The organism is Roseovarius maritimus (assembly GCF_043355895.2).
GTDB lineage: Bacteria > Pseudomonadota > Alphaproteobacteria > Rhodobacterales > Rhodobacteraceae > Roseovarius > Roseovarius maritimus.
Window position 1 is genome coordinate 683,839 of the sequence record NZ_JBHFPF020000001.1, and the last position, 21,456, is coordinate 705,294.

The 21,456-nt window shown below is 63.3% G+C and carries 24 protein-coding genes and 1 tRNA gene; 10 read left to right on the forward strand and 15 right to left on the reverse strand.

The genetic code is table 11. The annotated features are described in order from the left end of the window. Nucleotides 1–315 precede the first annotated feature (315 nt). From rplA to ACEWPM_RS03410, 7 genes are all read right to left on the reverse strand, one after another. Nucleotides 316–1,014 (reverse strand): 50S ribosomal protein L1, encoded by a 699-nt coding sequence (rplA, locus tag ACEWPM_RS03380; protein ID WP_393961751.1) that lies wholly within the window; start codon nt 1,012–1,014, stop codon nt 316–318. Nucleotide 1,015: 1 nt separating this feature from the next. Beyond that, nucleotides 1,016–1,441 carry a 50S ribosomal protein L11 gene (rplK, locus tag ACEWPM_RS03385; protein WP_393961752.1) on the reverse strand — a complete coding sequence of 142 codons (426 nt, stop codon included), beginning with the start codon at nt 1,439–1,441 and terminating at the stop codon, nt 1,016–1,018. A 158-nt stretch (nt 1,442–1,599) separates the two neighbouring features. After that, nucleotides 1,600–2,130 carry a transcription termination/antitermination protein NusG gene (gene nusG, locus ACEWPM_RS03390; protein WP_393935233.1) on the reverse strand — a complete coding sequence of 177 codons (531 nt, stop codon included), beginning with the start codon at nt 2,128–2,130 and terminating at the stop codon, nt 1,600–1,602. A 225-nt stretch (nt 2,131–2,355) separates the two neighbouring features. Beyond that, a complete protein-coding gene (secE, locus tag ACEWPM_RS03395; protein WP_393961753.1) occupies nt 2,356–2,553 on the reverse strand; it encodes a preprotein translocase subunit SecE in 198 nt (65 codons plus the stop codon). Nucleotides 2,554–2,677: 124 nt separating this feature from the next. Further along, complete coding sequence (locus ACEWPM_RS03400) at nt 2,678–3,469, reverse strand: hypothetical protein (protein WP_393961754.1); 792 nt, start codon at nt 3,467–3,469, stop codon at nt 2,678–2,680. A 229-nt stretch (nt 3,470–3,698) separates the two neighbouring features. After that, a tRNA-Trp gene (locus ACEWPM_RS03405) sits at nt 3,699–3,774 on the reverse strand. Between the two features lie 81 nt (nt 3,775–3,855). Next, the gene (locus tag ACEWPM_RS03410) at nt 3,856–4,485 is read right to left on the reverse strand and encodes a hypothetical protein (RefSeq protein WP_393961755.1); all 630 of its coding nucleotides are present in this window, start codon (nt 4,483–4,485) and stop codon (nt 3,856–3,858) included. Between the two features lie 125 nt (nt 4,486–4,610). Here ACEWPM_RS03410 and ACEWPM_RS03415 point away from each other — a divergent pair, with 125 nt between their 5' ends. Next, nucleotides 4,611–5,978, forward strand: coding sequence for a cytochrome P450 (locus ACEWPM_RS03415; protein WP_393961756.1), 1,368 nt, complete (start codon nt 4,611–4,613; stop codon nt 5,976–5,978). Between the two features lie 109 nt (nt 5,979–6,087). Further along, nucleotides 6,088–6,441, forward strand: a complete 354-nt coding sequence (locus ACEWPM_RS03420) for a hypothetical protein (protein ID WP_393961757.1) — start codon at nt 6,088–6,090, stop codon at nt 6,439–6,441. Between the two features lie 70 nt (nt 6,442–6,511). On the opposite strand, the gene ACEWPM_RS03425 is transcribed toward ACEWPM_RS03420, so the two are convergent. From ACEWPM_RS03425 to parC, 3 genes are all read right to left on the reverse strand, one after another. Then, on the reverse strand, nt 6,512–7,660 hold the full coding sequence (locus ACEWPM_RS03425; protein ID WP_393961758.1) for a M48 family metallopeptidase: 1,149 nt from the start codon (nt 7,658–7,660) through the stop codon (nt 6,512–6,514). Then, on the reverse strand, nt 7,660–8,835 hold the full coding sequence (locus ACEWPM_RS03430; RefSeq protein ID WP_393961759.1) for a DUF898 family protein: 1,176 nt from the start codon (nt 8,833–8,835) through the stop codon (nt 7,660–7,662). Before ACEWPM_RS03430 ends, ACEWPM_RS03425 begins: the two co-directional genes overlap by 1 nt. Before the next feature lie 217 nt (nt 8,836–9,052). Beyond that, nucleotides 9,053–11,371 (reverse strand): DNA topoisomerase IV subunit A, encoded by a 2,319-nt coding sequence (gene parC / locus ACEWPM_RS03435; RefSeq protein WP_393961761.1) that lies wholly within the window; start codon nt 11,369–11,371, stop codon nt 9,053–9,055. A 202-nt stretch (nt 11,372–11,573) separates the two neighbouring features. Here parC and ACEWPM_RS03440 point away from each other — a divergent pair, with 202 nt between their 5' ends. The 7 genes from ACEWPM_RS03440 to ACEWPM_RS03470 all read left to right on the forward strand — a co-directional run bounded on the left by ACEWPM_RS03440 (nt 11,574) and on the right by ACEWPM_RS03470 (nt 16,720). Then, on the forward strand, nt 11,574–12,230 hold the full coding sequence (locus ACEWPM_RS03440; RefSeq protein ID WP_393961762.1) for an SH3 domain-containing protein: 657 nt from the start codon (nt 11,574–11,576) through the stop codon (nt 12,228–12,230). A 1-nt stretch (nt 12,231) separates the two neighbouring features. After that, the gene (locus ACEWPM_RS03445; protein WP_393961764.1) at nt 12,232–13,080 is read left to right on the forward strand and encodes an SDR family NAD(P)-dependent oxidoreductase; all 849 of its coding nucleotides are present in this window, start codon (nt 12,232–12,234) and stop codon (nt 13,078–13,080) included. 99 nt (nt 13,081–13,179) lie between these two features. Next, nucleotides 13,180–13,392 carry a twin transmembrane helix small protein gene (locus ACEWPM_RS03450; protein ID WP_393961766.1) on the forward strand — a complete coding sequence of 71 codons (213 nt, stop codon included), beginning with the start codon at nt 13,180–13,182 and terminating at the stop codon, nt 13,390–13,392. A gap of 2 nt (nt 13,393–13,394) precedes the next feature. Beyond that, entirely contained in the window at nt 13,395–13,967 is a 573-nt protein-coding gene (locus ACEWPM_RS03455; protein ID WP_393961767.1) for a cob(I)yrinic acid a,c-diamide adenosyltransferase, read from the forward strand. 85 nt (nt 13,968–14,052) lie between these two features. Then, complete coding sequence (locus ACEWPM_RS03460) at nt 14,053–14,856, forward strand: hypothetical protein (RefSeq protein ID WP_393961768.1); 804 nt, start codon at nt 14,053–14,055, stop codon at nt 14,854–14,856. A gap of 176 nt (nt 14,857–15,032) precedes the next feature. Next, a complete protein-coding gene (locus ACEWPM_RS03465; RefSeq protein ID WP_393961769.1) occupies nt 15,033–15,791 on the forward strand; it encodes an electron transfer flavoprotein subunit beta/FixA family protein in 759 nt (252 codons plus the stop codon). Beyond that, nucleotides 15,791–16,720, forward strand: a complete 930-nt coding sequence (locus ACEWPM_RS03470) for an electron transfer flavoprotein subunit alpha/FixB family protein (RefSeq protein ID WP_393961770.1) — start codon at nt 15,791–15,793, stop codon at nt 16,718–16,720. Before ACEWPM_RS03465 ends, ACEWPM_RS03470 begins: the two co-directional genes overlap by 1 nt. Before the next feature lie 64 nt (nt 16,721–16,784). On the opposite strand, the gene ACEWPM_RS03475 is transcribed toward ACEWPM_RS03470, so the two are convergent. Beyond that, nucleotides 16,785–17,615 carry a DUF6473 family protein gene (locus ACEWPM_RS03475; RefSeq protein WP_393961772.1) on the reverse strand — a complete coding sequence of 277 codons (831 nt, stop codon included), beginning with the start codon at nt 17,613–17,615 and terminating at the stop codon, nt 16,785–16,787. A 169-nt stretch (nt 17,616–17,784) separates the two neighbouring features. Here ACEWPM_RS03475 and ACEWPM_RS03480 point away from each other — a divergent pair, with 169 nt between their 5' ends. Beyond that, a complete protein-coding gene (locus ACEWPM_RS03480; RefSeq protein ID WP_393961774.1) occupies nt 17,785–18,660 on the forward strand; it encodes a 3-hydroxybutyryl-CoA dehydrogenase in 876 nt (291 codons plus the stop codon). A 137-nt stretch (nt 18,661–18,797) separates the two neighbouring features. On the opposite strand, the gene trpB is transcribed toward ACEWPM_RS03480, so the two are convergent. The 4 genes from trpB to ihfB all read right to left on the reverse strand — a co-directional run bounded on the left by trpB (nt 18,798) and on the right by ihfB (nt 21,387). Further along, nucleotides 18,798–20,027, reverse strand: coding sequence for a tryptophan synthase subunit beta (gene trpB / locus ACEWPM_RS03485; RefSeq protein WP_393961776.1), 1,230 nt, complete (start codon nt 20,025–20,027; stop codon nt 18,798–18,800). Nucleotides 20,028–20,099: 72 nt separating this feature from the next. Continuing rightward, on the reverse strand, nt 20,100–20,762 hold the full coding sequence (locus tag ACEWPM_RS03490) for a phosphoribosylanthranilate isomerase (protein WP_393961778.1): 663 nt from the start codon (nt 20,760–20,762) through the stop codon (nt 20,100–20,102). Beyond that, nucleotides 20,752–21,102, reverse strand: a complete 351-nt coding sequence (locus ACEWPM_RS03495; protein ID WP_393961780.1) for a lipopolysaccharide assembly protein LapA domain-containing protein — start codon at nt 21,100–21,102, stop codon at nt 20,752–20,754. Before ACEWPM_RS03495 ends, ACEWPM_RS03490 begins: the two co-directional genes overlap by 11 nt. Before the next feature lie 3 nt (nt 21,103–21,105). Then, complete coding sequence (gene ihfB / locus ACEWPM_RS03500; protein ID WP_393961782.1) at nt 21,106–21,387, reverse strand: integration host factor subunit beta; 282 nt, start codon at nt 21,385–21,387, stop codon at nt 21,106–21,108. Nucleotides 21,388–21,456 lie beyond the last annotated feature (69 nt).

Genomic DNA, 21,456 nt, shown 5'->3' on the forward strand with positions numbered 1-21,456 from the left:
GCATTTGGTCCTGTAAACGGGGCATCGATAAAGCATCCGAGGCGTGCGCCTGGCTGATAATCTCAATTCCCGCCTCGGGCAGGATATTAAGGGCCAAAGGCCCACCCACCGTCTTGGACGAAATGCAAAACAGGCATGGAACGAATCCCGTGCCTGCCCTGCTTGGGTGCCTTTAGAGGGTTTGCGGCGGAATGCCAACCCCCCGAGGGCAGGATCGCGGGCCAACATGCAAATTTCTGCGCATCAGCTTCCGTCTCCAATGAAAAAGGAGCGGACCCAAGGCCCGCTCCCTTCCCATTTCATGTCAGCCTGAGATCACTCGGTCGCGGCGTCGGCCACGTCGATCGTCACGCCCGGCCCCATGGTCGAGGTCAGCGAGATGCGCTTCATGTACGATCCCTTGGCGCCGGCCGGTTTGGCCTTGGCCACGGCGTTGATGAAGGCGCGGACGTTCTCGACCAGCTTGGCTTGATCAAAGGACGCCTTGCCGACGCCTGCATGGACCACGCCGGCCTTCTCGGCCTTGAACTGCACCTGGCCGCCCTTGGCGTCCTTGACAGCTTGCGCGACATCCATCGTCACCGTCCCGATTTTCGGGTTCGGCATGAGGTTGCGGGGGCCAAGCACTTTGCCCAGACGGCCCACGACGGGCATCATGTCGGGCGTGGCGATGCAGCGATCAAAGTCGATCTTGCCGCCCTGAACGATCTCCATCAGATCTTCGGCACCGACGATATCTGCGCCTGCCTTCTCCGCCTCTTCGGCCTTGGGGCCGCGGGCAAAGACAGCGACGCGAACGTCCTTGCCGGTGCCGTTGGGCAGGCCGACGACGCCGCGGACCATCTGGTCGGCGTGGCGCGGGTCGACACCCAGGTTGACGGCGATCTCGATGGTCTCATCGAATTTCGCCTTGGCGTTGCCCTTGACCAGGGCGACGGCGTCTTCGACGCTGAGGTCCGACTTGCCGGCGAATGCCTCGCGGGCTGCGCGGGCGCGTTTTCCAAGCTTTGCCATCTTACTTCACCTCGATGCCCATGGACCGTGCGCTGCCCACGATGATCTTCATCGCGGCCTCGACGTCGTTTGCGTTCAGGTCCTTCCACTTGGCTTCCGCGATTTCGCGGACCTGCTTGACCGTGACGGAGCCAGCGGTGTCGCGGCCGGGCGTCTTGCCACCCGACGACAGCTTGGCCGCCTTCTTGAGATAGTAGGACGCCGGCGGCGTCTTGATGTCCATCTCGAAGGACTTGTCCTGGTAGTAGGTGATCACGGTCGGGCACGGGGCGCCCGGCTCCATGTCCTGCGTCTTGGCATTGAACGCCTTGCAGAATTCCATGATGTTGATGCCGCGCTGACCCAGTGCGGGGCCGACGGGCGGGCTGGGGTTGGCTTGCCCGGCTTTCACCTGCAGCTTCATCTTCCCGGCGAGTTTCTTGGCCATGAGGCCTCTCCTTCCATTTCCAACAGGTCCCGGGCGCGCCCGCGAACCACTCAGGTTGTGTGGTCCGGTCCGAGGGCCGCGGCCCCCTCGCCTTCCACATGAGGCCCGGATCGCACCGGGCCGCAGCACCTATGCAAGGCACTGCATCTCGCAAGTCCCTATTGCTTGGTAACTTGCGTGAATTCCAGCTCGACCGGGGTTTCCCGGCCAAAGATCGAGACCGACACCTTGAGGCGCTGGTGCTCTTCATCGACATTCTCGACCGATCCATCGAAGCCCTCGAACGGGCCGTCGTTGACCTTGACCTTCTCGCCGATGTCGAAATGGATCAGGGTGCGCGGGCTTTCCTCGCCTTCCTGAACGCGGCCAAGGATGGCCTGCACTTCGGCATCGCGCATCGGCATCGGGCGGCCCTGCGGGCCCAGAAAGCCGGTGACGCGGTTGATCGAGTTGATCATGTGATAGCCCTTATCGGACATCTCCATGCGCACCAGCACATAGCCGGGCATGAAGCGGCGCTCGGCGGTCACTTTCTTGCCGCGGCGCACCTCGATGACCTCTTCGGTCGGGACCAGCACCTCGTCGATATCGTCTTCAAGACCGTTCTCGACGATCGACGTTCTGATCTGCTCGGCGATCTTCTTTTCGAAATTCGACAGAACGCTCACCGAATACCACCGCTTTGCCATGCTGAGCCTGTCTCCGTCTCGTCCGGCGCGCGGGCCGGAATTACCTAAATGTCCAGGATGCCGCAAAGGCGCGTCACCGGACGTTTTCCAAACAAAATCGGCGCGGGGCTCGAATCGCCGCGCGCCACATTTCAGAATTGCCTCGCCGGATACCCTGCCTCGTCCATGGATTCAAGTGGCGGTTGCCAGTTTACCCGCACAGCGCCCGCCGTGGCGGCGCGCCGTTTAGCCGACCAGCGAGAAAATGCCCTGCAAACCGCTGCGAATACCCAGATCGACCAGCGCAAAGAAGACGGCGGTCAAAGCTGCCATGATGAAAACCATGACCGTGGTCAACAGCACCTCGCGGCGCGTCGGCCAGACGACCTTGCTGACTTCCGAGCGGACCTGCTGAACGAATTGAAGCGGATTGGTGCGTGCCATGCGCTGCCTTCTTTTGCTGAATGCGGCCCCGTGCAAATATGGGACGCTGCGCCGCCACATACGCGCCGGCGCGCATGAATTCAAGTGCGCAAACGGTAGCGAATGGAATGTGGGACGCTGCGCCTCAGAGGCTGGCCGCCTCGGCGCGCAGTTTATCGAACGGGTCCGGCGCATCGTCGCCGACCTCATCCGGCCGTAATGCCTCACGGCTGAAATCCGCCATGTAGAGGCCTGTCGTCCAGCCTTCCGGCAGCCGGTCCAGCACCTCGTCCACGCGCATGGCAAGGCGGTCCAAGCGGGCGCGCATCCGTTCGGCGCCCACCGGGTTGCGCACAAGGCGGCGATGGTAAAGCCAGATCAATGCGCTCGAAGTGGTGTCAGAGCCCAGCGCAAGAATGCCGGCAACGCACAGCACCGCTGCAACCAGAATGGCCGTCGGTACGGCCCAGGGCCACACCCACGTTGCGCCCAGCAAGAGCGCCGCCACGACGGCGCGGCGCGGCCATTTAGTCGAAAGAAATCCGAAGCGCGCCCCCAGACGCAGCCCTTGCCGCGGCGGCGTCAGATCTTCGACCGGAGCGAGACGCGGCGCTGTCTTGACGTCACCGTCCGGCTGCCGAGTCGTCCCATGCTTGGCGCGCGAGGCCTCCAACCGCGCCTCGGCTTGGCGTCGCTCGCGTGCAGCACGCCGCGAAAGGCGCCCCGCCGTGCCGGCCAACTCCTCTTGGCTGGCAATCGCCGGCAAGGCCGCGCGCGCCTGAAGCTGACGCTCTTCGGCCAATGTGTGTGCGATTACATCGTCGATTTCTTCGTCCGAAAGACTGGCGCCGCGCGATTGCAGCGGCTTCAGGCGCAGGCCCGGTCTCAATGCTTCGAACGGAATGCGTGATCCCGTCAGATCGTCAGAATACGCCATAGCAACATTACCCCACTTCGCGCCCCCACGCGAATCCGGCAAACCACGAACAACAACCGCGCGGAATCAGCCGAATGAGAACGGTATAGGGCGCGATTTGGGCAAAATTGTGGCAAGCGTGACGAAATCATGTCAAAGCGTACAACATGTGCTCGCCCCTCAGACGCGAGGGCCGACGGTGCCCGGAATTCGGCCAAGGCAACACAATAAGTCTGTATCTTGAGAAAATTGGCAGGGGCAGCAGGGTTCGAACCCGCGACCTACGGTTTTGGAGACCGTCGCTCTACCAGCTGAGCTATACCCCTAAGGCCGATCGACCGATTACGCGAGGCGGGCGCGGGAATCAAGACATCAATCGTCGATATCTTGCCGAAATCCGTCTGCGATCAGCTATCGGTTTCCGCCGTCGCCGCCACAGGCGCTGCGGTCGCAACCGCAGTTGCCTTGGCCCGTGCGGCTGTCTTCCGATCGGCAGCCGTGCCGCCGAACCAATCCTCCTGGTGCTTCTGGCGGACCAGCCAGTTCTGAATCAGCTTGGCCGCGTTGCGACTGAGATTGGTCATCTGAACCTCTTTCGACTGCGTCAGGCCCGATCCGAGCACTGTCTCACCCGAGAATGATTCGATCACTGTGATCTGCTCGGGCTTCTCGTTCAGCTTCTTGCCGGCGGCATCGTCCCAAACCGTGGCGTTGAGGATCAGGGCCGATTTGGGCGAGGCGACCACCGGGACGCCCGGCATGGCCAGCACATAGCCCTCGATCGAAACGCCGATATGATAGAGCTTGTCGCCACCATAGCGGCTGAACCGCTCATCCACGGCCTGTTTCATCGACGCGGTCCACTCCTCCTTCGAGGCGTCGCGCGAAAGCGGCCCTTTCGTGATGTTCGGCGCGACGACAACGTTATGGCCCAGCGCAAAATCGCCCAGGGGTACCGGCGCCTTGTCCAGATCGTTTGGGTTGGTGCAGGCGGCGACTGAAATCGTAAGGCAAAGCAGGGCAAAACAGCGAAGCATGGACGGCAATCCTCAGGTCGTGAAACAAAAAGCGGCCCGTTTGCGATAGCGCAGACCGCCTCACTGCGCAACGAATTGCGGCGATGCGCGATTGCCCGGGGCGCGGGGGCCGCTACATTATAGGCATGAGTGATACAGCATCCCCTGCCCCCGCCCTTCCCGTGCGTGTCCCGCTGGTGACCGAACCCATGGGGATTCTTGCCAGCCTTGGTGCCGCGCGGCGGAACGTTCTCAGCATCATTCCCGATCTCGCCACGCGCCAGCCGATGGTATCGGGCCGGACGGGCAAGCGATGGCACATGGTGATGGATCCCGGCGCGCTGCGCCGTGTCCTGCTGGAGAAGGTCGAGAACTACCCCAAGTCGCTGGTCACCAAGAACCTGCTGCGCCCCGCCATCGGCCAAAGCATGTTCATCGCAGAGGGCGCCGAATGGCGCTGGCAGCGGCGCGCCGCAGCGCCCGTCTTTTCGCATCGCAACGTGATGAACCTGGCTCCGATCATGACCGCCGCCGCCCAGCGCAGTGCCGAGCGGATCGCCAGCGCCGGGCCGCGTGCCGTGGACGTGGCCGAGGACATGGTGCGCACGACTTTTGACGTCATTGCCGATGTCACCTTCTCGGGCGACGGTAGTTTCGATGCCAATGGCGTGCACAACGCCATCGACGCCTATATCGCCGAGGCTGGCAAGATCTCTCTTTTCGATATCCTCGGCCTGCCCGATTGGGTGCCGCGTCCGGGGCGCGTCATGTCAGGCTCGGCCCTGCGCGACATGAAGCGCGTGGCGGACGATGCCGTCGAGGCGCGGCGCAAGCGCGGACCGCAAGGCGTGCCGGACCTTCTGGACCTGCTGCTGGAGGCCGAGGATCCCGAAACCAAGCGCAGCATGAATACGGCCGAGCTGCGTGACAACCTGCTGACCTTCATCGTCGCCGGGCACGAGACGACGGCGCTGACGCTGGCCTGGTCGCTCTATCTTTGCGCCTTTGACGCGCGCGTGCAGGACAAGGCGCGAGAAGAGGTGCGCCGCGTCTGCGGCGACGGGCCGGTAACCGGTGCACATGTAGCGGATCTGCCCTATGTCCGCATGGTCGCGGACGAGGCGCTGCGTCTTTACCCGCCTGCCGCGATGGTGTCGCGCAGCGCGCTGGCGGATGACACGCTCTGCGGGCGGCAGATCCGGCGGGGCGATACCGTTATCATCCCGATCTACGCACTGCACCGTCATCATCAGCTGTGGGACGCGCCCGACACCTTCCGCCCCGAGCGGTTCGAGGCCCGCAAGGAGATGGAGCGCTATGCCTACCTGCCTTTTGGTGACGGCCCGCGCATCTGCATCGGGGCGAGTTTCGCCCTGCAGGAGGCGGTGATCATCCTTGCCACGCTCTTGGGGCGGTTCCGCTTCTCCCCGGTCAAGGGACGTGATCCCGCGCCGGTGATGATCCTGACCTTGCGCCCCGAGGGGGGCGTCTGGCTGACCGCCGAGCCGGTCTAGCCCGGCGGCGGTTTTACGCCTGCGGGGGAGGCAGGGCGGGCGCTGCGCCATTGATATGGCCACCGTTCCGCTATCTGATCCGGAACGTCCACCACAAGAGGAGACTGCCATGACCCTTTCCATGATGACACGAAGCGCCCTTGCCGCGGCGATCGCGCTTGGCGCCGCCAGCACGGGCGCGCTGGCCCAGTCCAGCCCCGATGAGCTGCGAGAAGCGCTGGTTGGCAATACGTTCCAGGGCGATATGGGCGGCGGCGGCTATGCCAGCTATTTCGGCGAGGATGGCCGCTACGAAGATGCCACGGGCGGTGGCACATATGAGATCACCGATGAGGGCGTCTGCTATCCCGGCACGGATTTCGGCTGCTACATGGCCGAGGTGGATGGCAACCAGCTGGAGTGGTTTCAGGACGGCGAAAGCGCCGGAACCGGCGTGATCAAAAAGGGCAACACGCTGGAATGAGTCGCAGCCACACATGATACGGAAAAGTCCCACCTGAGAGACCCGGCGGGACTTTTTCTTGGGTGCCGCCTCAGTCGCAGATGGCCTTCAAATCCTGCCACTCATCCGCGCTGAGAATGGGCATGGTCACGCCCTGCGTCTCAGCATGGGTTTGCGCGCGGGCCGCACGCTCGACACTGACCGGGTGGGTTGCCAGATATTCCGGCAGGCCAGCCACGCCGTCGCCCTCCGCTTCCGCCAGTTTTTCAAAGAATCCAGCCATCCCGGCGCTACTGATGTCAGCGCCGCTCAGCATTTGCAGGGCAAAGGCATCCGCCTGCTTCTCGGCCTCGCGCGTATAGCTGGCTTGCAGCACGCGCTCGCCCAGAAAAACGGCGGCGGCGCCCCCGGTCACGTCGCCCATCACCATTGAAAGAAGACCAGCCGACCCGGCGGCGCGCAGGGCATGGCGCGTTGCATCGCGCGCCTCGACATGGCCAATCTCATGCGCCAGTACGGCGGCCACTGCATCGGGACCCTTCGCATCGTCCAGAAGGCCGCGCATGATCACGACATGGCCACCGGGTGCGGCAAAGGCATTGACCATCTCGTGATCCAGCACTGCCACGTCCAGCTCGTAAGACAGTTCGGCCCCGGTGCCCAGCCGGGCGATCATGCTGTCCAGCGCCACGCGCCCGGCAGGCACGTCGCAGGTCAGCGCGCCCAGCCGCGAGGCGCCCAGCGCCGTTTCGATCTGGCCGACCACGGCGCGGCCAAAGGCAATTTCTCGGTCGATCGGCAGAAGGGCTGCCAGCGTATCCGCCATGCGCGGCAGGATCACGAAGAGCATCAGCGCCACTGCGGCCACGGCGAGGCTACCCCGCCGAAGCAGGCGGCCCGTCGCACGGGGCCTGCGCTCCGTGCGCATCAGGCGGGGGCAGCGGGCGCGCAGCGCCGTGATCAGATTGGAATCGCGTAGCACCAGCCGCGCCGGCGACAGGGGCGCCGCATCGGCAGTGTTCTGGGGCTGGTAAAGCGTCAGCACAAGCTGCCCGCGCATGGTCTTGCCGCGCGCCGCCTGCCCCGGTGCACGGCGTAGCAGACTGAGGGGCCACTCCTCGCGCGTGGCGTCCGGTCCGCCAAGGATGATCAGCGCCCCGCCATCTTCGGCCAGCAGGACACGCACATCGCGCCGCGCCGCGCTGAGGCCGTCGTAATAGCGTGCGGGCACCGGCAGCATCAGAACGTCCCCCCAATATCCAGTGCATCGGCAAAGCCCTCGGCATCCGTGCCCGTATCGGCGCCGCGCTGACGGATATTGTCCAGCGCGCCCGGTCCCTCAAGCCGGCAGCGTGTGACCAGATGGCGTAAAACCGGTTGCGCCACGCAGGTCATCCAGAGCGCAGACGAGATTGCCATGGCAAGCAGATAGGCCAGAACCAGCGGCACCACCATCACCGCCAGCGGCAGCACATCCATCGCAAGGAGCGTCGCGGGCACCAGCCCCAGCACCCCGAACGCCAAGCCCGAGCCGAGCGAGACCAGCAGCGCGCCGCCGACGATCTGCCACAGGATCGCCCATGTTTCGGGCGCGGCCCCGAAGGCGATGGGCGCATCGCCAAGGGTCAGATTATCGGCCAGATAGGCAAAGCTGCTGACTCGGTAGGAAAGCATGCCGACCACGGTCCAGACCATGCCCAGCGCGCCCCAAAGACCGCCCATCACCCAGACCTCGGCCCAGAAAAAAGCACCCGACAGCGCGATCAGGCCGAGCCCGACGAAAAGATGCTTCATTGCCGGGTAAAGCTCTTGCCAGCGGCCCCCCTGATGGAATGCCGCGTCCCCGTACCAGCTGCGATCCGCCTTGTATTTCTCTAGGTAGAACGTCATCCGCGGCCACAAAAGGCCCAGCGAGGCGAGCGTCACCGCCCAATGCGCCATCGCCCGCCAGACATAGCCCCACGCGCCCGGCAGCACGCCAAAGCGCACGCCGCGCCAGCGGGTGCGCGCCATCTTGTAGCGGCGCGCGCGATACTGCGCGAAAAAGACCAGCGGCAGGACCGCCAGCGACGTGATGCCCAACGCACCGAATTGCAAAAAAGCCTGCGCAGGCGTCTCGGCCGCGCCAAACAGCGTCAAGCCGAAATAGAACAGGATCATCTGCACCACGCCCAGATAGAGCGCCAGCACGACGATCGCGGCCAGAAAGCCGAGGAATTTCTCCATCCCCGTGCCGGTATATTCGAACATGTCGCCATCGGCCCCGATCGCGGCCCAGACATGCCGCCGGATCCGTGTCTTGGCCCAGAACCGATAGACGCCCAGCGTCAGCGCGGTCAGCATCGCGGTGCGCACCGCCAGCCAGAAAAGCGGCGCTGCTGTGCCGAGATACTCGCCTTTCAGCGCCCCGCTCATATCTCCGCCTTTCCGCTGCCCGGCCTGCCGCCGGGCATTATCCCGAGCGCGGAACACCTGTCCAGTCCGCGCAGTCATCCGTTTGCCCATCCTGCGCAGCTTTGGCAAGGTCGACACATAGAGAGGCAGCCCTAGGGCTTGGACCTGCTGAAGATCGTGGCGCCCTCAGGAAATCACCTGATTTACTGCACGGCTAGAGAGGCTTGAGTATCAAAACTCAGGTAAACTTGTTGTCGCGCGGGAAACCGCGCGGCGCCATGCGGCCACTACCCGCGCGCTTGCCCGTCCACTCGTCCAGCGCGGCTTCAGTGCGAGTACGCCCCGCCGGATCTAGCCAGCTCAGTCCCGCCTCAAGATCAAACGTAGCGGCGTCGCTTAGCCCACCATCCTTATACTTTTGCAACCTGACACCTTTGCCTCTCCCCATTTCGGGCAGTTCGGACGTTGCAAAAACCAACATTTTGCGATTTTCACCAACAACAGCGACATGGTCGCCCGTCACCGGCTTGCACACCGTTGCGCGGGCGGGCGCGCGGACGTTCAGCACCTGCTTGCCACCGCGCGTCTGGGCCAGAACATCGTCCTCGGGCACGACGAACCCGTCGCCCGCAGACGAAGCGACGAGCAGCTTGCGCCCCGGCTGATGTATCAAAATGTCAATGATGTCGGCCTCGTTCGGCAGATCCACCATCAGGCGCAGAGGCTCGCCCATGCCGCGCCCGCCGGGCAGGTTGGCGGCAGGCACCGTGTAGAAGCGCCCGTTACTGGCAAAGACCAGCAGGCGGTCGGTGGTCTCGGCATGGAAGAGGAAGCGCGGTCCGTCGCCATCCTTGAATTTCAGCTCGCGGGTCAGGTCGATATGGCCCGTCATGGCGCGGATCCAGCCCATCTGGCTGCAGACCACGGTAATCGGTTCGCGATCGATCATTGCCTCAAGCGGGACATCCTCGACCTCGCCCGCCACGGCAAACTGCGTGCGGCGCGCCCCGCCTTCATAGCTTTTGCCGAACGCTTTCTTGACCTCGCGCAACTGGTCCGCAATCGCGTCCCATTGCAACTCGGGGTGCTCCAGTAGGTCTTCAAGACCTGCGCGCTCTTCCATCAGGGCACTTTGCTCTTTCAGCAGCTCGATCTCTTCCAGCCGGCGCAGACTGCGCAGGCGCATGTTGAGGATGGATTCGGCTTGCAGATCGGTCAGACCGTCCTCGCCCCCCTCGGCGGGCGAGACGTAGTCCGACTCGTCCGTCGCGCGGGTGAATTCCCTGCCCCAGTCCTCGCGCATGAGCGCCGCCTTGGGCGCCTCGTCGTAGCGGATGATGTCGATCACACGGTCGAGGTTAAGAAACGCGACGATCAGGCCTTCCAACACCTCCAGCCGGTGGTCGATCTTCTCCATCCGGTGCAGCGAGCGGCGTTGAAGCACCTCGCGGCGGAAGTCGAGAAAGGCGCGCAGCACCTCCTTCATCGAGCAGACTTTTGGAGTAACTCCGTCGATCAAGACGTTCATATTGAGAGAAAATCTGACTTCCAAGTCCGAGTTGCGATACATCATGCCCATGAGCACCTCAGGCGCGACATTCTTGCTGCGCGGCTCAAGGACAAGCCGCACGTCATCTGCGCTCTCGTCGCGTACATCAGCAAGGATCGGGATCTTCTTGAGCTGAATGACCTCCGCGATCTTCTCGATCAGCTTGGATTTCTGTACCTGGTACGGGATCTCGGTCACGACGATCTGCCACTGGCCGCGGCCCAGATCCTCGACCTCCCACTTGCAGCGCAGACGGAAAGCGCCGCGCCCGGTGCGATAAGCCTGCGCGATGTTCTCGGGCGGCTCCACGATCACGCCGCCCGTCGGGAAGTCGGGACCGGGCACGTAGTTCAGCAGCGTATCGTCGCGCGCATCGGGCACCTTGATCAGATGCAGGCAGGCGTCGATCAGCTCGGCAATGTTGTGGGGCGGGATGTTGGTGGCCATGCCCACAGCGATCCCCGACGAGCCGTTGGCCAAAAGGTTCGGAAAGCTGGCGGGCAGCACGACCGGCTCGGTCAGGGTGCCATCGTAATTGTCCCTGAAATCAACGGCGTTTTCGCTCAGGCCCTCCAGCAGCGCCTCGGCCACGGCGGTCATGCGCGCCTCGGTGTAACGCGAGGCGGCGGGGTTATCGCCGTCGATATTGCCGAAGTTGCCCTGCCCGTCGACCAGCGGATAGCGCACCGCGAAGTCCTGAGCGAGGCGCGCCATCGCATCGTAGATCGCGGCGTCGCCATGCGGGTGGTAGTTACCCATCACGTCGCCCGAGATCTTGGCCGACTTTCGGAAGCCCCCGGTGGAACTAAGCCGCAGCTCGCGCATTGCATAGAGGATCCGGCGATGAACGGGCTTGAGCCCGTCGCGTGCATCGGGAAGCGCGCGGTGCATGATCGTGCTCAGCGCATACGTAAGGTAGCGCTCGCCGATCGCGCGGCGCAGCGGCTCGGACAGCTGGGGTGGCACGTCGCCACCCGGCGCGTCGGGATCTTTGATGTCATCGCTCATATGCGCGGTGATAGCCGTGGCGTCTTTGCACGTAAAGCGCCTCTCGCGAGCGATTCGATACTTTTGCCGTTCTGGCAGGTGGCGAATCGTGTAAAGTGAATAATTAGAGATCGGCGGCTGCCTGCCGATCTGCAAGGGCCGAATGTTCAGGCCTGCAGGTGCGCGGTGACGCGCACAGATGTGCAATGGGGGTTGCAAAGTAATGTGGCGTTTTATTCTGGTCAGTTTCGCGTTTCTTGGCCTCGCATTCTATGAGGCAAGTGGCGGCGCCGACTACGCCCCAGCGCCCACTTCGCTGCAAGTAGCGATGAAGGGAAAGCCGCTTTTTGCCGTTCCTCGCGAAGCTCCGACGGCGCTTGCCGAGGCCGAAACGGCACCGGAGCCGAAGCTGGCGAAGTCCGCTGCGCAGAAGTCCGTGTTTCCAAAGCCGGTAACCATTGAAGAGCGCACGCAGAAGATGTTCGCCGGCCTCTCCGGCATCCCCGAAGATCAACGCGGCGGATTTGATATCACCCTGGCGTCCGCATCGCAGCCCCTGAATGGCGGTGATGCTATAGAGCCACGCGCCATCGACGCGGTCGGCACGTTCAATGTCGAAAGCCTCGTGTCCGACGTGCGCTCAATCCCGATAGACCAAGCTGTTGTATCGACCCGTGGCAGTGCGGATGTTCGCAGTGTCGCTGGTGACATCGCCAACATGCGCAGCGGGCCTGGCACGAACTTCGACAAGGTCGATCAGTTGACCCGCGGCACCGATGTCGAGGTGCTGGGACGACGCGGCGCGTGGGTCGAGTTGCGCGATCTGGATACCGGCCGGACCGGATGGATGGCCGATTGGCTGGTCACGGCGGCAAACTGATTTGACCTCCGGCACAGTTGGCGCGGCGCGCACGATCCTCATCACCGGATGCTCCTCCGGTATCGGTTACGACGCGGCTCATGGGCTGAAATCGCGCGGTTGGACCGTTTTCGCAGCCTGCCGCAAGGCCGAAGACTGCGCACGCCTGCAAAGCGAAGGCCTGCACAGTCCGCTTATTGACTACGCGGATGAAAGCACCATCGCCGCGGGGCTGGCCGAGGTTCTGCATGCCTCGCACGGGCGGCTGGACGCTCTGTTCAACAACGGCGCCTTCGCCTGCCCCGGCCTTGTCGAGGATCTGCCCACCGGCGCGCTGCGCGAGATATTCGAGACCAACCTCTTTGGCTGGCATGACCTGACGCGCCGCGTGATCCCGGTGATGCGCGCCCAGGGCGCAGGGCGGATCGTGCAATGCTCCTCTGTGCTGGGCCTTGTCACGCTGCCTTGGCGGGGCGCGTATAACGCGACGAAATTCGCGGTGGAGGGCCTGACCGACACGATGCGGATCGAGCTGCGCGGAACGGGCATCAGCGTCAGCCTGATCGAGCCGGGTCCGGTCACCTCCCTCATTCGCCAGAACTCGATCCCGCATTTCGAGCGTTGGATCGACTGGGAGAACTCCGCGCGTGAGGCTGACTATCGCGCGGGCCTGCAAAAGCGGCTTTATACCTCGAACGGGCCCGACACGTTCGAATTGCCGCCCTCTGCCGTGACGAAAAAACTGGTGCATGCGGTCGAGGCACGCCGGCCCCGCGCGCGTTATCCCGTCACGGTGCCGACCCATGCGATGGGCGTGGCGCGCCGTATCCTGCCCACCCGCGCGCTCGACTGGATTTTGTCGCGCGCCTGACAGGGCATTGCGCGCGCATGGCCTCCACGTCTGAATTTCCCCTTCGCCTTTGGGCTCATAAGGTCTACATCCGGGCCAGACCCATCTTCGGAGGCTCCCATGCTCAAAGATCCGCTCTTCCTGCTTGTCGCCGCTGCCTGCATCGGCGTTGCGATCATCCTCGCCATGGGGATCAGCACATTCGGCAAGGAGGGCGCGGATAATGGCAAACGGGCAAACAAGTTCATGCGCTGGCGCATCATCGCGCAATTTGTTGCAGTGCTGGTGATTCTCGCCTTCGTGACCCTTCACAAGCAATTCGGAGGCCAGTGACCATGGTCGTTCTCAACAAGATCTATACTCGCACCGGCGACAAGGGCGACACCGCCCTCGGCGATGGCAGCCGCGTGGCCAAACATTCGGCGCGACCCGCCGCCTATGGCACGGTGGACGAGGTCAACGCGACGCTCGGCATGGCGCGTCTGCACGCTACCGGCGAGACGGATGACGCGCTGGCGCGTATCCAGAACGACCTGTTCGATCTGGGCGCGGATCTGTGCCGCCCCGGCATGGAAAAGGACGAAGAGGCCGAGTATCCGCCCCTGCGCATCGCCCAAAGCCAGGTGGACCGGCTCGAAGCGGAAATCGACGTGATGAACGAGGTTCTCGAGCCTTTGCGCAGCTTCATCCTGCCGGGCGGCTCCAACCTTGCGGCCTATCTGCACCTTTGCCGCACCGTCTGCCGCCGCGCCGAGCGCCTGGCAACCGAGCTTGCCGAGGTCGAGACGGTGAACCCTGCGGCGGTCAAGTATCTCAACCGCCTCAGTGACTGGCTCTTTGTCGCCGGCCGCATGGCCAACGATGGCGGCAAGAGCGACGTGCTCTGGGTTCCGGGCGCGAACCGCTGAATGCGTCTGGCAGGGTTGCCGGGGATGTGGCAAGCTCGCAACGCTCCGGCGTGCCGGACGACATGACCAGAACGGAGCCCGGCCCATGACACTTCCCACCATTGCCATGTTCTGGGAGGGACCGCCCCCCGGCTTTGTCGAGCGGCTCTGCATGACGTCGTTCCGGGATGCGGGGCACCGCGTGGTGGTCTTTTCCTACGGCGGCCTCGAAGGTCTTCCCGATGGCGTGGAGCAGGCCTCGGCCAACGATGTACTGCCCCAACCAGGGACCATCGTGCGCCACGAGCGCACCGGTAGCCCCGCGGTTCACTCGGACAAGTTCCGCTATCACCTTCTGGCCGGGAATGATGGCATCATATGGTCCGATACCGATGCCTATTGCCTGCGTCCGTTCGAGCCGACGCAGGGCTATTTCTTCGGCCGCGAGACCGACAAGATCGTGGCGAGCGGAGTTATGGCGCTTCCGGCCGGGTCCCCCACGCTGCGGTCCCTCATCGAGTTTTGCGAGGATGAATATGCCATTCCGCCTTGGATGATGCCGCGCCACCGCCGCGAGATGAAGGAACGCGCCGCAAACGGCGATCCGATGCATGTGTCCGAGATGCCTTGGGGCGCCTGGGGGCCAAAGGCGCTGTCCCATTTCCTGCGCGAACATGACGAGTTTCGCTTCGCGCTGGAGCCGCATGTTCTCTATCCCGTCCCGTTCGAGGACCGGCGGGATTATTTCCGTGATGCCGCCAAGACGTGGAAGCGCGTACGCGATGACACCGTATCGATCCATTTCTACGGGCGGCGCGTGCGCGCACGTCTGCACAATCGGTTCGCAGGCACCCCGCCCGAGGGCTCGATCCTGGCTGAATTGGCGCAAAAACACGGCGTCAGTCCCTGACGGCGCCGCCACGACACTGCGCAAAACCGCCGGCTACCCCCAAAAGAAGGCGCGCCCGACCCCGCGTGTGACGCTTTTTCCCTGTTTTCCGTATTGCCGTTTCTATATCAACGCCGAGGAGAGCGTTTCTGGAGAGTCGCCACGCGACTCTTCGCCAATCTGAGGAGATTATGCCAATGAAGGTGATCGTGCCTGTCAAACGCGTGATCGACTACAACGTGAAGGTCCGCGTCAAGGCGGACGGGAGCGGTGTCGATCTTGCCAACGTCAAAATGTCGATGAACCCGTTCGACGAAATCGCCGTCGAGCAGGCCATCCGCCTCAAGGAGGCCGGCAAGGCAGAGGAAGTCATCGCCGTTTCCATCGGCGTGAAACAGGCGCAGGAAACGCTGCGCACGGCCTTGGCGATGGGCGCGGATCGCGCCATCCTCGTCGTCGCCTCCGAAGACGTGAACACCGATATCGAGCCGCTGGCCGTCGCCAAGATCCTCAAGGCGATCATCGACGAAGAGCAGCCCGGCCTCGTCATCGCGGGCAAGCAGGCGATCGACAACGACATGAACGCCACCGGCCAGATGCTGTCGGCGCTGCTGGGCTGGAGCCAGGGCACCTTTGCCAGCGGCCTTGACATCGAAGGCGATCACGCGCTGGTCACCCGCGAGGTGGATGGCGGCCTGCAAACGATCAAGGTCACCATGCCCTCGATCATCACCGTCGATCTGCGCCTGAACGAGCCGCGCTACGCGTCGCTTCCGAATATCATGAAGGCCAAGAAGAAGCCCTTGGACGAGAAAACCGCCGGGGATTACGGCGTCGACGTCACGCCCCGCCTGCAAGTCACCGGCACCGCCGAGCCCGAGGCGCGCAAGGCTGGTGAAATGGTCGGCTCGGTGGACGAGCTGGTAGCGAAACTCAAAGAAGCGGGGGCTGTGTAATGGCTGTTCTTCTCCTTGCCGAAGTGACCGATGGCGAACTGGCGATGGATGCCACCGCCAAGGCCGTGACCGCGGCGGCCAATCTGGGTGACGTGACCGCACTCTGCTGCGGCGCGTCCGCCGCCGCCGCTGGCGAAGCGGCCTCCAAGATCAAGGGCATCGCGAAGGTGCTCGTGGCCGAAGACGCCTCGCTGGGTCACCGCCTGGCCGAGCCGACTGCGGCGCTGATCGTCAGCCTCGCGGGCGATTACGAGCATATCGTTGCGCCGGCCACGACGGACGCCAAGAACGTCCTTCCCCGCGTTGCGGCGCTTCTGGACGTGATGGTCATCTCGGACGTGTCCGGCATTGTCTCGGGCGACACGTTCGAGCGTCCCATCTATGCGGGCAACGCCATTCAGACGGTCAAATCAACCGATGGCAAGAAGGTCATCAGCTTTCGCACCTCGACCTTCGATGCTGCCGAAGAGGGCGGCTCGGCCCCGGTCGAGACCATCTCTGCGACGGACAATCCCGGCCTTTCGGAATGGGTCGAGGACAAGGTCGCCGCATCTGACCGCCCCGAGCTGACCTCGGCGGGTGTCGTCGTCTCTGGCGGCCGCGGTGTCGGCAGCAAGGACGATTTCGCCATGATCGAGAAGCTCGCCGATGCCCTTGGCGCCGCTGTCGGCGCCAGCCGCGCGGCGGTCGATTCGGGCTATGCGCCCAATGACTGGCAGGTTGGCCAGACCGGCAAGGTCGTGGCGCCGGACCTGTATGTCGCGGTCGGCATCTCGGGTGCGATCCAGCATCTGGCCGGGATGAAAGACTCGAAGATCATCGTTGCGATCAACAAGGACGAAGAGGCGCCAATCTTTCAGGTCGCCGATTACGGCCTTGTCGCGGATCTCTTCGACGCCGTGCCAGAGTTGACTTCGAAATTGGGCTAAGCCGCCTGCGCTACTGTCATTTTTGAAAGGCCCGCCTGTGAGATTGAAGGCGGGCCTTTTTGCATCACGAGAGGTAAGCGCGCAGCGAGGGAAGAACGGCCTTGGCGACGTCCCTATGCGCGGCTGGGCCGGGCAATTCTGCGGCGGCGCTCGCCTCAAACTGCGAGAAGGCCATGCCGCGCGTGCCCTTGGCAACCGCCGCCGCGCTATAGGGCGCCTCGACCAGCTCCACATTGGACCCGAGAACCGTGCGCAGCATTGCGCGGGTAACGAAGGCAGGATCATCTGCCAGATCGGGATCGTCGGCGCGGGCCTGTGGCGGATGCGCGGACATCCATAGCAGGATGACCGGACCATCGATTCGGCTCAGTAGCAGCTTCATCCGCGCGCTCCACGCATCCTGCAACTCTCGCCGCACCGCCGCGAACCTGCCCGGCGCCAGCTGCGCGAGGCATCCAAGCATGTGCCGCGTGAAGTGGAACTCGGTAAAGTCCACCTCTGGGAAGATCCCTCGCAAGAGCGTCGAGGCCTGCACAAACCGGTCATTGCGGCGCGGATGCACGGTGTAATACCGATTGGACATGTTTTGCGCACCAAGGACCTGAAGCACAGTCACCTCGGCCCGCGAGGCGGCGCTGATGACATCCCCGTCATGCAAGAGAACGTCTAACCCCGCGTTCGGCCAACCTAAATTGACGCAAGGAACGCCCAGCTTGGCTTCGATCAGCGCGGAATAAGGCCGTGGCACGAATTTACCATAGGTCTCCGTCCCCCCCAGAAAGGCGACATAGCGCCCCGTCAGGTCCCGCTTGGGTCCGCGAAAAAGAAGTTTCGATGCGCCGTAGCGGCACGGCATGTAATCGAGAGGCGTTGCCCCGAGCTTTTCATAAGCCATTTTTCCCACCAATAAAGTTCACCCGAGGAGGAGAATCGCCCTAATCCCTTTAGAAATGGCTAAAGCGTTAATTCGTCTAAAGATGTGAAGGAATGTCAGCGCCGCGCAGCCCTTGCGGCGCCCCTGCCCGAGGGCCTATTGTGCAGCAAACGGCAAGCGGGGCAGCATTATGGACATCCAGACTATCGGCGTCGTCGGCGCAGGGCAGATGGGCAATGGCATCGCGCATGTCATGGCTTTGGCGGGCTACGAGGTGCTGATGACGGATGTCAGCCAGGACGCGCTGGATTCCGCGATGGAAACCATGCGCCGCAACCTGGAACGTCAGGTCAGCCGTGAGAAGATCGCACAGGCGGAAATGGATGGCGCGCTGGGGCGGATCGGCACCACGCTGACATTGACCGATCTCGGGCAGACCGACCTGATCATCGAAGCCGCCACCGAACGCGAGACCGTCAAACAGGCGATCTTCGAGGATCTGGTGCCGCATCTGAAACCCGATACGATCCTGACCTCCAACACCTCGTCCATCTCGATCACGCGCCTTGCCAGCCGCACGGACCGGCCCGAGAAATTCATGGGTTTTCACTTCATGAATCCGGTCCCGGTAATGAGCTTGGTCGAGCTGATCCGCGGCATCGCCACCGACAAGGCAACCTACGATACCTGCCTCAAGGTCGTCGAAAACCTTGGCAAAACCGCCGCCTCCGCCGAGGATTTTCCCGGATTCATCGTGAACCGCATCCTCATGCCGATGATTAACGAGGCTGTCTATACCCTCTACGAGGGGGTCGGGAATGTCCGTTCGATTGACCAGTCGATGAAGCTGGGCGCGAATCACCCGATGGGCCCGCTGGAACTGGCCGACTTCATCGGCCTCGACACCTGCCTCGCCATCATGAACGTGCTGCATGACGGGCTGGCCGATACGAAATACCGCCCCTGCCCGCTGCTGACGAAATATGTCGAGGCCGGATGGCTGGGCCGCAAGGCCGGGCGCGGTTTTTACGACTATCGCGGGGATGCGCCTGTACCCACCCGCTGATCTTGCGCGGCCTGCGACCCTCCGCAATGGGTATTTGCCACCAGGAAAAAGCCGGGACATATGCAGCCGGCTTCTTCCGTCACGCGATTAACCAGCCTGTAAGCCTTCGAAACAAGCCCTGGAAGTCGGCCGCCGCCTCAATCCTTCTCGTCCATGCCAAAGCCCAGATGCCTGGCCACGGTGAAGATGTCTTTGTCACCGCGCCCGCACATGTTCATGATGATCAGGTGATCCTTGGGCAGGTCGGGCGCGATCTTCATCACATGGGCCAAGGCATGGCTCGGCTCGAGCGCGGGAATGATACCCTCCTGGGCACAGCTCAACTGGAACGCTTCCAGTGCCTCCTTGTCTGTAATCGAGACGTATTGGGCGCGGCCGATATCGTGCAGCCAGCTATGCTCGGGTCCGATGCCAGGATAGTCGAGCCCCGCCGAGATCGAGTAGCCTTCGAGGATCTGGCCGTCATCATCCTGCAACAGGTAGGTGCGGTTGCCATGCAGCACTCCGGGACGTCCTCCGGTCAGCGAGGCGCAATGCTCCATCTTGGCATTCACGCCCTTACCGCCGGCCTCGACGCCGATGATGTTCACTTCCTTGTCGTCGAGAAACGGATAAAAGAGGCCCATCGCGTTCGACCCACCACCGATCGCGGCGATGATCGTATCGGGCAGGCGGCCCTCGGCGGCCTGCATCTGCTCCTTGGCTTCCTTGCCGATGATGCTCTGGAAATCGCGGACCATGGCCGGATAGGGATGCGGGCCGGCAACGGTGCCGATGCAGTAGAAAGTGTCGCGCACATTGGTCACCCAGTCGCGCAGCGCGTCATTCATCGCGTCCTTGAGCGTGCCGCGGCCCGAGGTCACGGGGATCACCTCGGCGCCCAGCAAACGCATGCGAAAAACGTTGGGTTTCTGCCGCTCGACGTCATGCGCGCCCATGTAGACCACGCATTTCAGGCCGAACTTGGCGCAGACGGTGGCGGTGGCGACGCCGTGCTGGCCCGCGCCCGTCTCGGCGATGATGCGGCTCTTGCCCATACGGCGGGCGAGGATGATCTGGCCCAGCACGTTGTTGATCTTGTGCGCGCCGGTGTGGTTCAACTCGTCCCGCTTGAGATAGACCTTGGCGCCGCCCAGATGCTGCGTCAGACGCTCGGCATAGTAGAGCGGGCTGGGGCGGCCGACATAATGGGTCCAGAGGTCATGCATCTCGGCCCAGAAGCTCTCGTCCGTCTTGGCGTGCTCGTATTGTTCTTCCAACTCCAGGATCAGCGGCATCAGCGTTTCGCTGACAAAGCGTCCACCGTAATCACCGAAACGGCCCTTTTCATTAGGTCCGGTCATGAAGCTGTTGAAGAGGTCATTCATTTGGCAAGCCTTTCTCACGCGCGCTGGCCCGATGGATATGGGAGGCGCGCCGGGTTTTCCAGCGAAAATCGGTCAGGCGCGCGCCGCCGCGGCAAACGCTCGCATCAGCGCCGCGTCCTTGACACCCGGTGCGCTTTCGATCCCCGAGCTGACGTCGAGTTGCTGCGCGCCTGTCCGCTCGATCGCGAGGGAGACATTTTCGGGCGTCAGGCCTCCCGCCAGCATCCATGGCAGACTCCAGCGGCGTCCGGCGATCAGCGACCAGTCGAAGGCAAGCGCATTGCCGCCGGGCAGCGCACAGCCCTTGGGCGGTTTGGCGTCGATCAGCAACTGGTCGGCCACTTGGCTATAGGCATCGATCTGCGGCAGGTCGGTCGCCTCTGCGATGCCCACGGCCTTCATCACCGGCAGACCGTAGCGCGCCTTGATCTCGCTCACCCGCCCCGGCGTCTCGCCGCCATGCAACTGCAGCATATCCAGCGGCACCGTCTCCGTCAGCGCGTCCAGTTCCGCATCACTGGCATCGACCACCAGCGCGACCTTGGCGATCCCGTCAGGCGTGGCAATCGCAAGGGCAGTAGCCTCCGCCGCTGTCACACATCTTGGCGAGCGCGGAAAAAAGACGAAGCCGACATATTGCGCGCCTGACAGTGCGGCCGCAGCGATATCATCCAAGGTACGCAGCCCGCACATCTTGATCCGGACATCGCGCGGCACCTTGCGATCAGCGGCCATTGTCCAGAAGGGCCAGCACCTCGTCCTTGCCCTCGTGCTTTTCGGCCTTGAGACGTTTGATCTCGGCACGCAGGCGCTGCATCTCGCGCGCTTGCCGCGCCGCAGCTGCCCTCTCGCCCGCCTCGCGGATCCACTCCCAGATGAAGCCAAGGATGAGGCCGGCCGCGATACCACCGAAAATGATGACGTAGAGGGGCACCTCGGTAGCCGGATCAAGGGCGGTCATGCCAGACAGATTCTCGGGCACGACACGAATAGGCACCATCACCCGGTTGGCCAATGCAATGAGGATCAGGGCCAGCGCGAAGATGGCGATTGAAGCGTAGCGAATGTAGCGCATGTATTACTTTCCGTTCAGCCGATCCCGCAAGAGCTTGCCGGTCTTGAAGAAGGGCACATGTTTCTCTTCGACAGGAACAGATTCGCCGGTGCGTGGGTTCCGGCCCATGCGCGCATCGCGCTTCTTGACCGAAAAGGCGCCAAAGCCACGCAGCTCGACCCGATTGCCTGCTGCCATCGCATCGGTGATTTCGTTGAACACCGTGTTCACGATCCGCTCCACATCCCGTTGGTATAGATGCGGATTTTCATCGGCGATCTTCTGAATCAGTTCCGATCGGATCATTGGTGCAGTCCCCAGGTCGCTTGTACTTTGCCCTTATCGGCCTGCGGGTGAGTATAAGTAGAAACCCGG

Bases quoted from the DNA above. Each gene is read 5' to 3' on its own strand.
- rplA (WP_393961751.1), bottom strand. From the start codon at position 1,014: ATGGCAAAGCTTGGAAAACGCGCCCGCGCAGCCCGCGAGGCATTCGCC.
- rplK (WP_393961752.1), bottom strand. From the start codon at position 1,441: ATGGCCAAGAAACTCGCCGGGAAGATGAAGCTGCAGGTGAAAGCCGGG.
- nusG (WP_393935233.1), bottom strand. From the start codon at position 2,130: ATGGCAAAGCGGTGGTATTCGGTGAGCGTTCTGTCGAATTTCGAAAAG.
- secE (WP_393961753.1), bottom strand. From the start codon at position 2,553: ATGGCACGCACCAATCCGCTTCAATTCGTTCAGCAGGTCCGCTCGGAA.
- ACEWPM_RS03400 (WP_393961754.1), bottom strand. From the start codon at position 3,469: ATGGCGTATTCTGACGATCTGACGGGATCACGCATTCCGTTCGAAGCA.
- ACEWPM_RS03410 (WP_393961755.1), bottom strand. From the start codon at position 4,485: ATGCTTCGCTGTTTTGCCCTGCTTTGCCTTACGATTTCAGTCGCCGCC.
- ACEWPM_RS03415 (WP_393961756.1), top strand. From the start codon at position 4,611: ATGAGTGATACAGCATCCCCTGCCCCCGCCCTTCCCGTGCGTGTCCCG.
- ACEWPM_RS03420 (WP_393961757.1), top strand. From the start codon at position 6,088: ATGACCCTTTCCATGATGACACGAAGCGCCCTTGCCGCGGCGATCGCG.
- ACEWPM_RS03425 (WP_393961758.1), bottom strand. From the start codon at position 7,660: ATGCTGCCGGTGCCCGCACGCTATTACGACGGCCTCAGCGCGGCGCGG.
- ACEWPM_RS03430 (WP_393961759.1), bottom strand. From the start codon at position 8,835: ATGAGCGGGGCGCTGAAAGGCGAGTATCTCGGCACAGCAGCGCCGCTT.
- parC (WP_393961761.1), bottom strand. From the start codon at position 11,371: ATGAGCGATGACATCAAAGATCCCGACGCGCCGGGTGGCGACGTGCCA.
- ACEWPM_RS03440 (WP_393961762.1), top strand. From the start codon at position 11,574: ATGTGGCGTTTTATTCTGGTCAGTTTCGCGTTTCTTGGCCTCGCATTC.
- ACEWPM_RS03450 (WP_393961766.1), top strand. From the start codon at position 13,180: ATGCTCAAAGATCCGCTCTTCCTGCTTGTCGCCGCTGCCTGCATCGGC.
- ACEWPM_RS03455 (WP_393961767.1), top strand. From the start codon at position 13,395: ATGGTCGTTCTCAACAAGATCTATACTCGCACCGGCGACAAGGGCGAC.
- ACEWPM_RS03460 (WP_393961768.1), top strand. From the start codon at position 14,053: ATGACACTTCCCACCATTGCCATGTTCTGGGAGGGACCGCCCCCCGGC.
- ACEWPM_RS03465 (WP_393961769.1), top strand. From the start codon at position 15,033: ATGAAGGTGATCGTGCCTGTCAAACGCGTGATCGACTACAACGTGAAG.
- ACEWPM_RS03470 (WP_393961770.1), top strand. From the start codon at position 15,791: ATGGCTGTTCTTCTCCTTGCCGAAGTGACCGATGGCGAACTGGCGATG.
- ACEWPM_RS03475 (WP_393961772.1), bottom strand. From the start codon at position 17,615: ATGGCTTATGAAAAGCTCGGGGCAACGCCTCTCGATTACATGCCGTGC.
- ACEWPM_RS03480 (WP_393961774.1), top strand. From the start codon at position 17,785: ATGGACATCCAGACTATCGGCGTCGTCGGCGCAGGGCAGATGGGCAAT.
- trpB (WP_393961776.1), bottom strand. From the start codon at position 20,027: ATGAATGACCTCTTCAACAGCTTCATGACCGGACCTAATGAAAAGGGC.
- ACEWPM_RS03490 (WP_393961778.1), bottom strand. From the start codon at position 20,762: ATGGCCGCTGATCGCAAGGTGCCGCGCGATGTCCGGATCAAGATGTGC.
- ACEWPM_RS03495 (WP_393961780.1), bottom strand. From the start codon at position 21,102: ATGCGCTACATTCGCTACGCTTCAATCGCCATCTTCGCGCTGGCCCTG.
- ihfB (WP_393961782.1), bottom strand. From the start codon at position 21,387: ATGATCCGATCGGAACTGATTCAGAAGATCGCCGATGAAAATCCGCAT.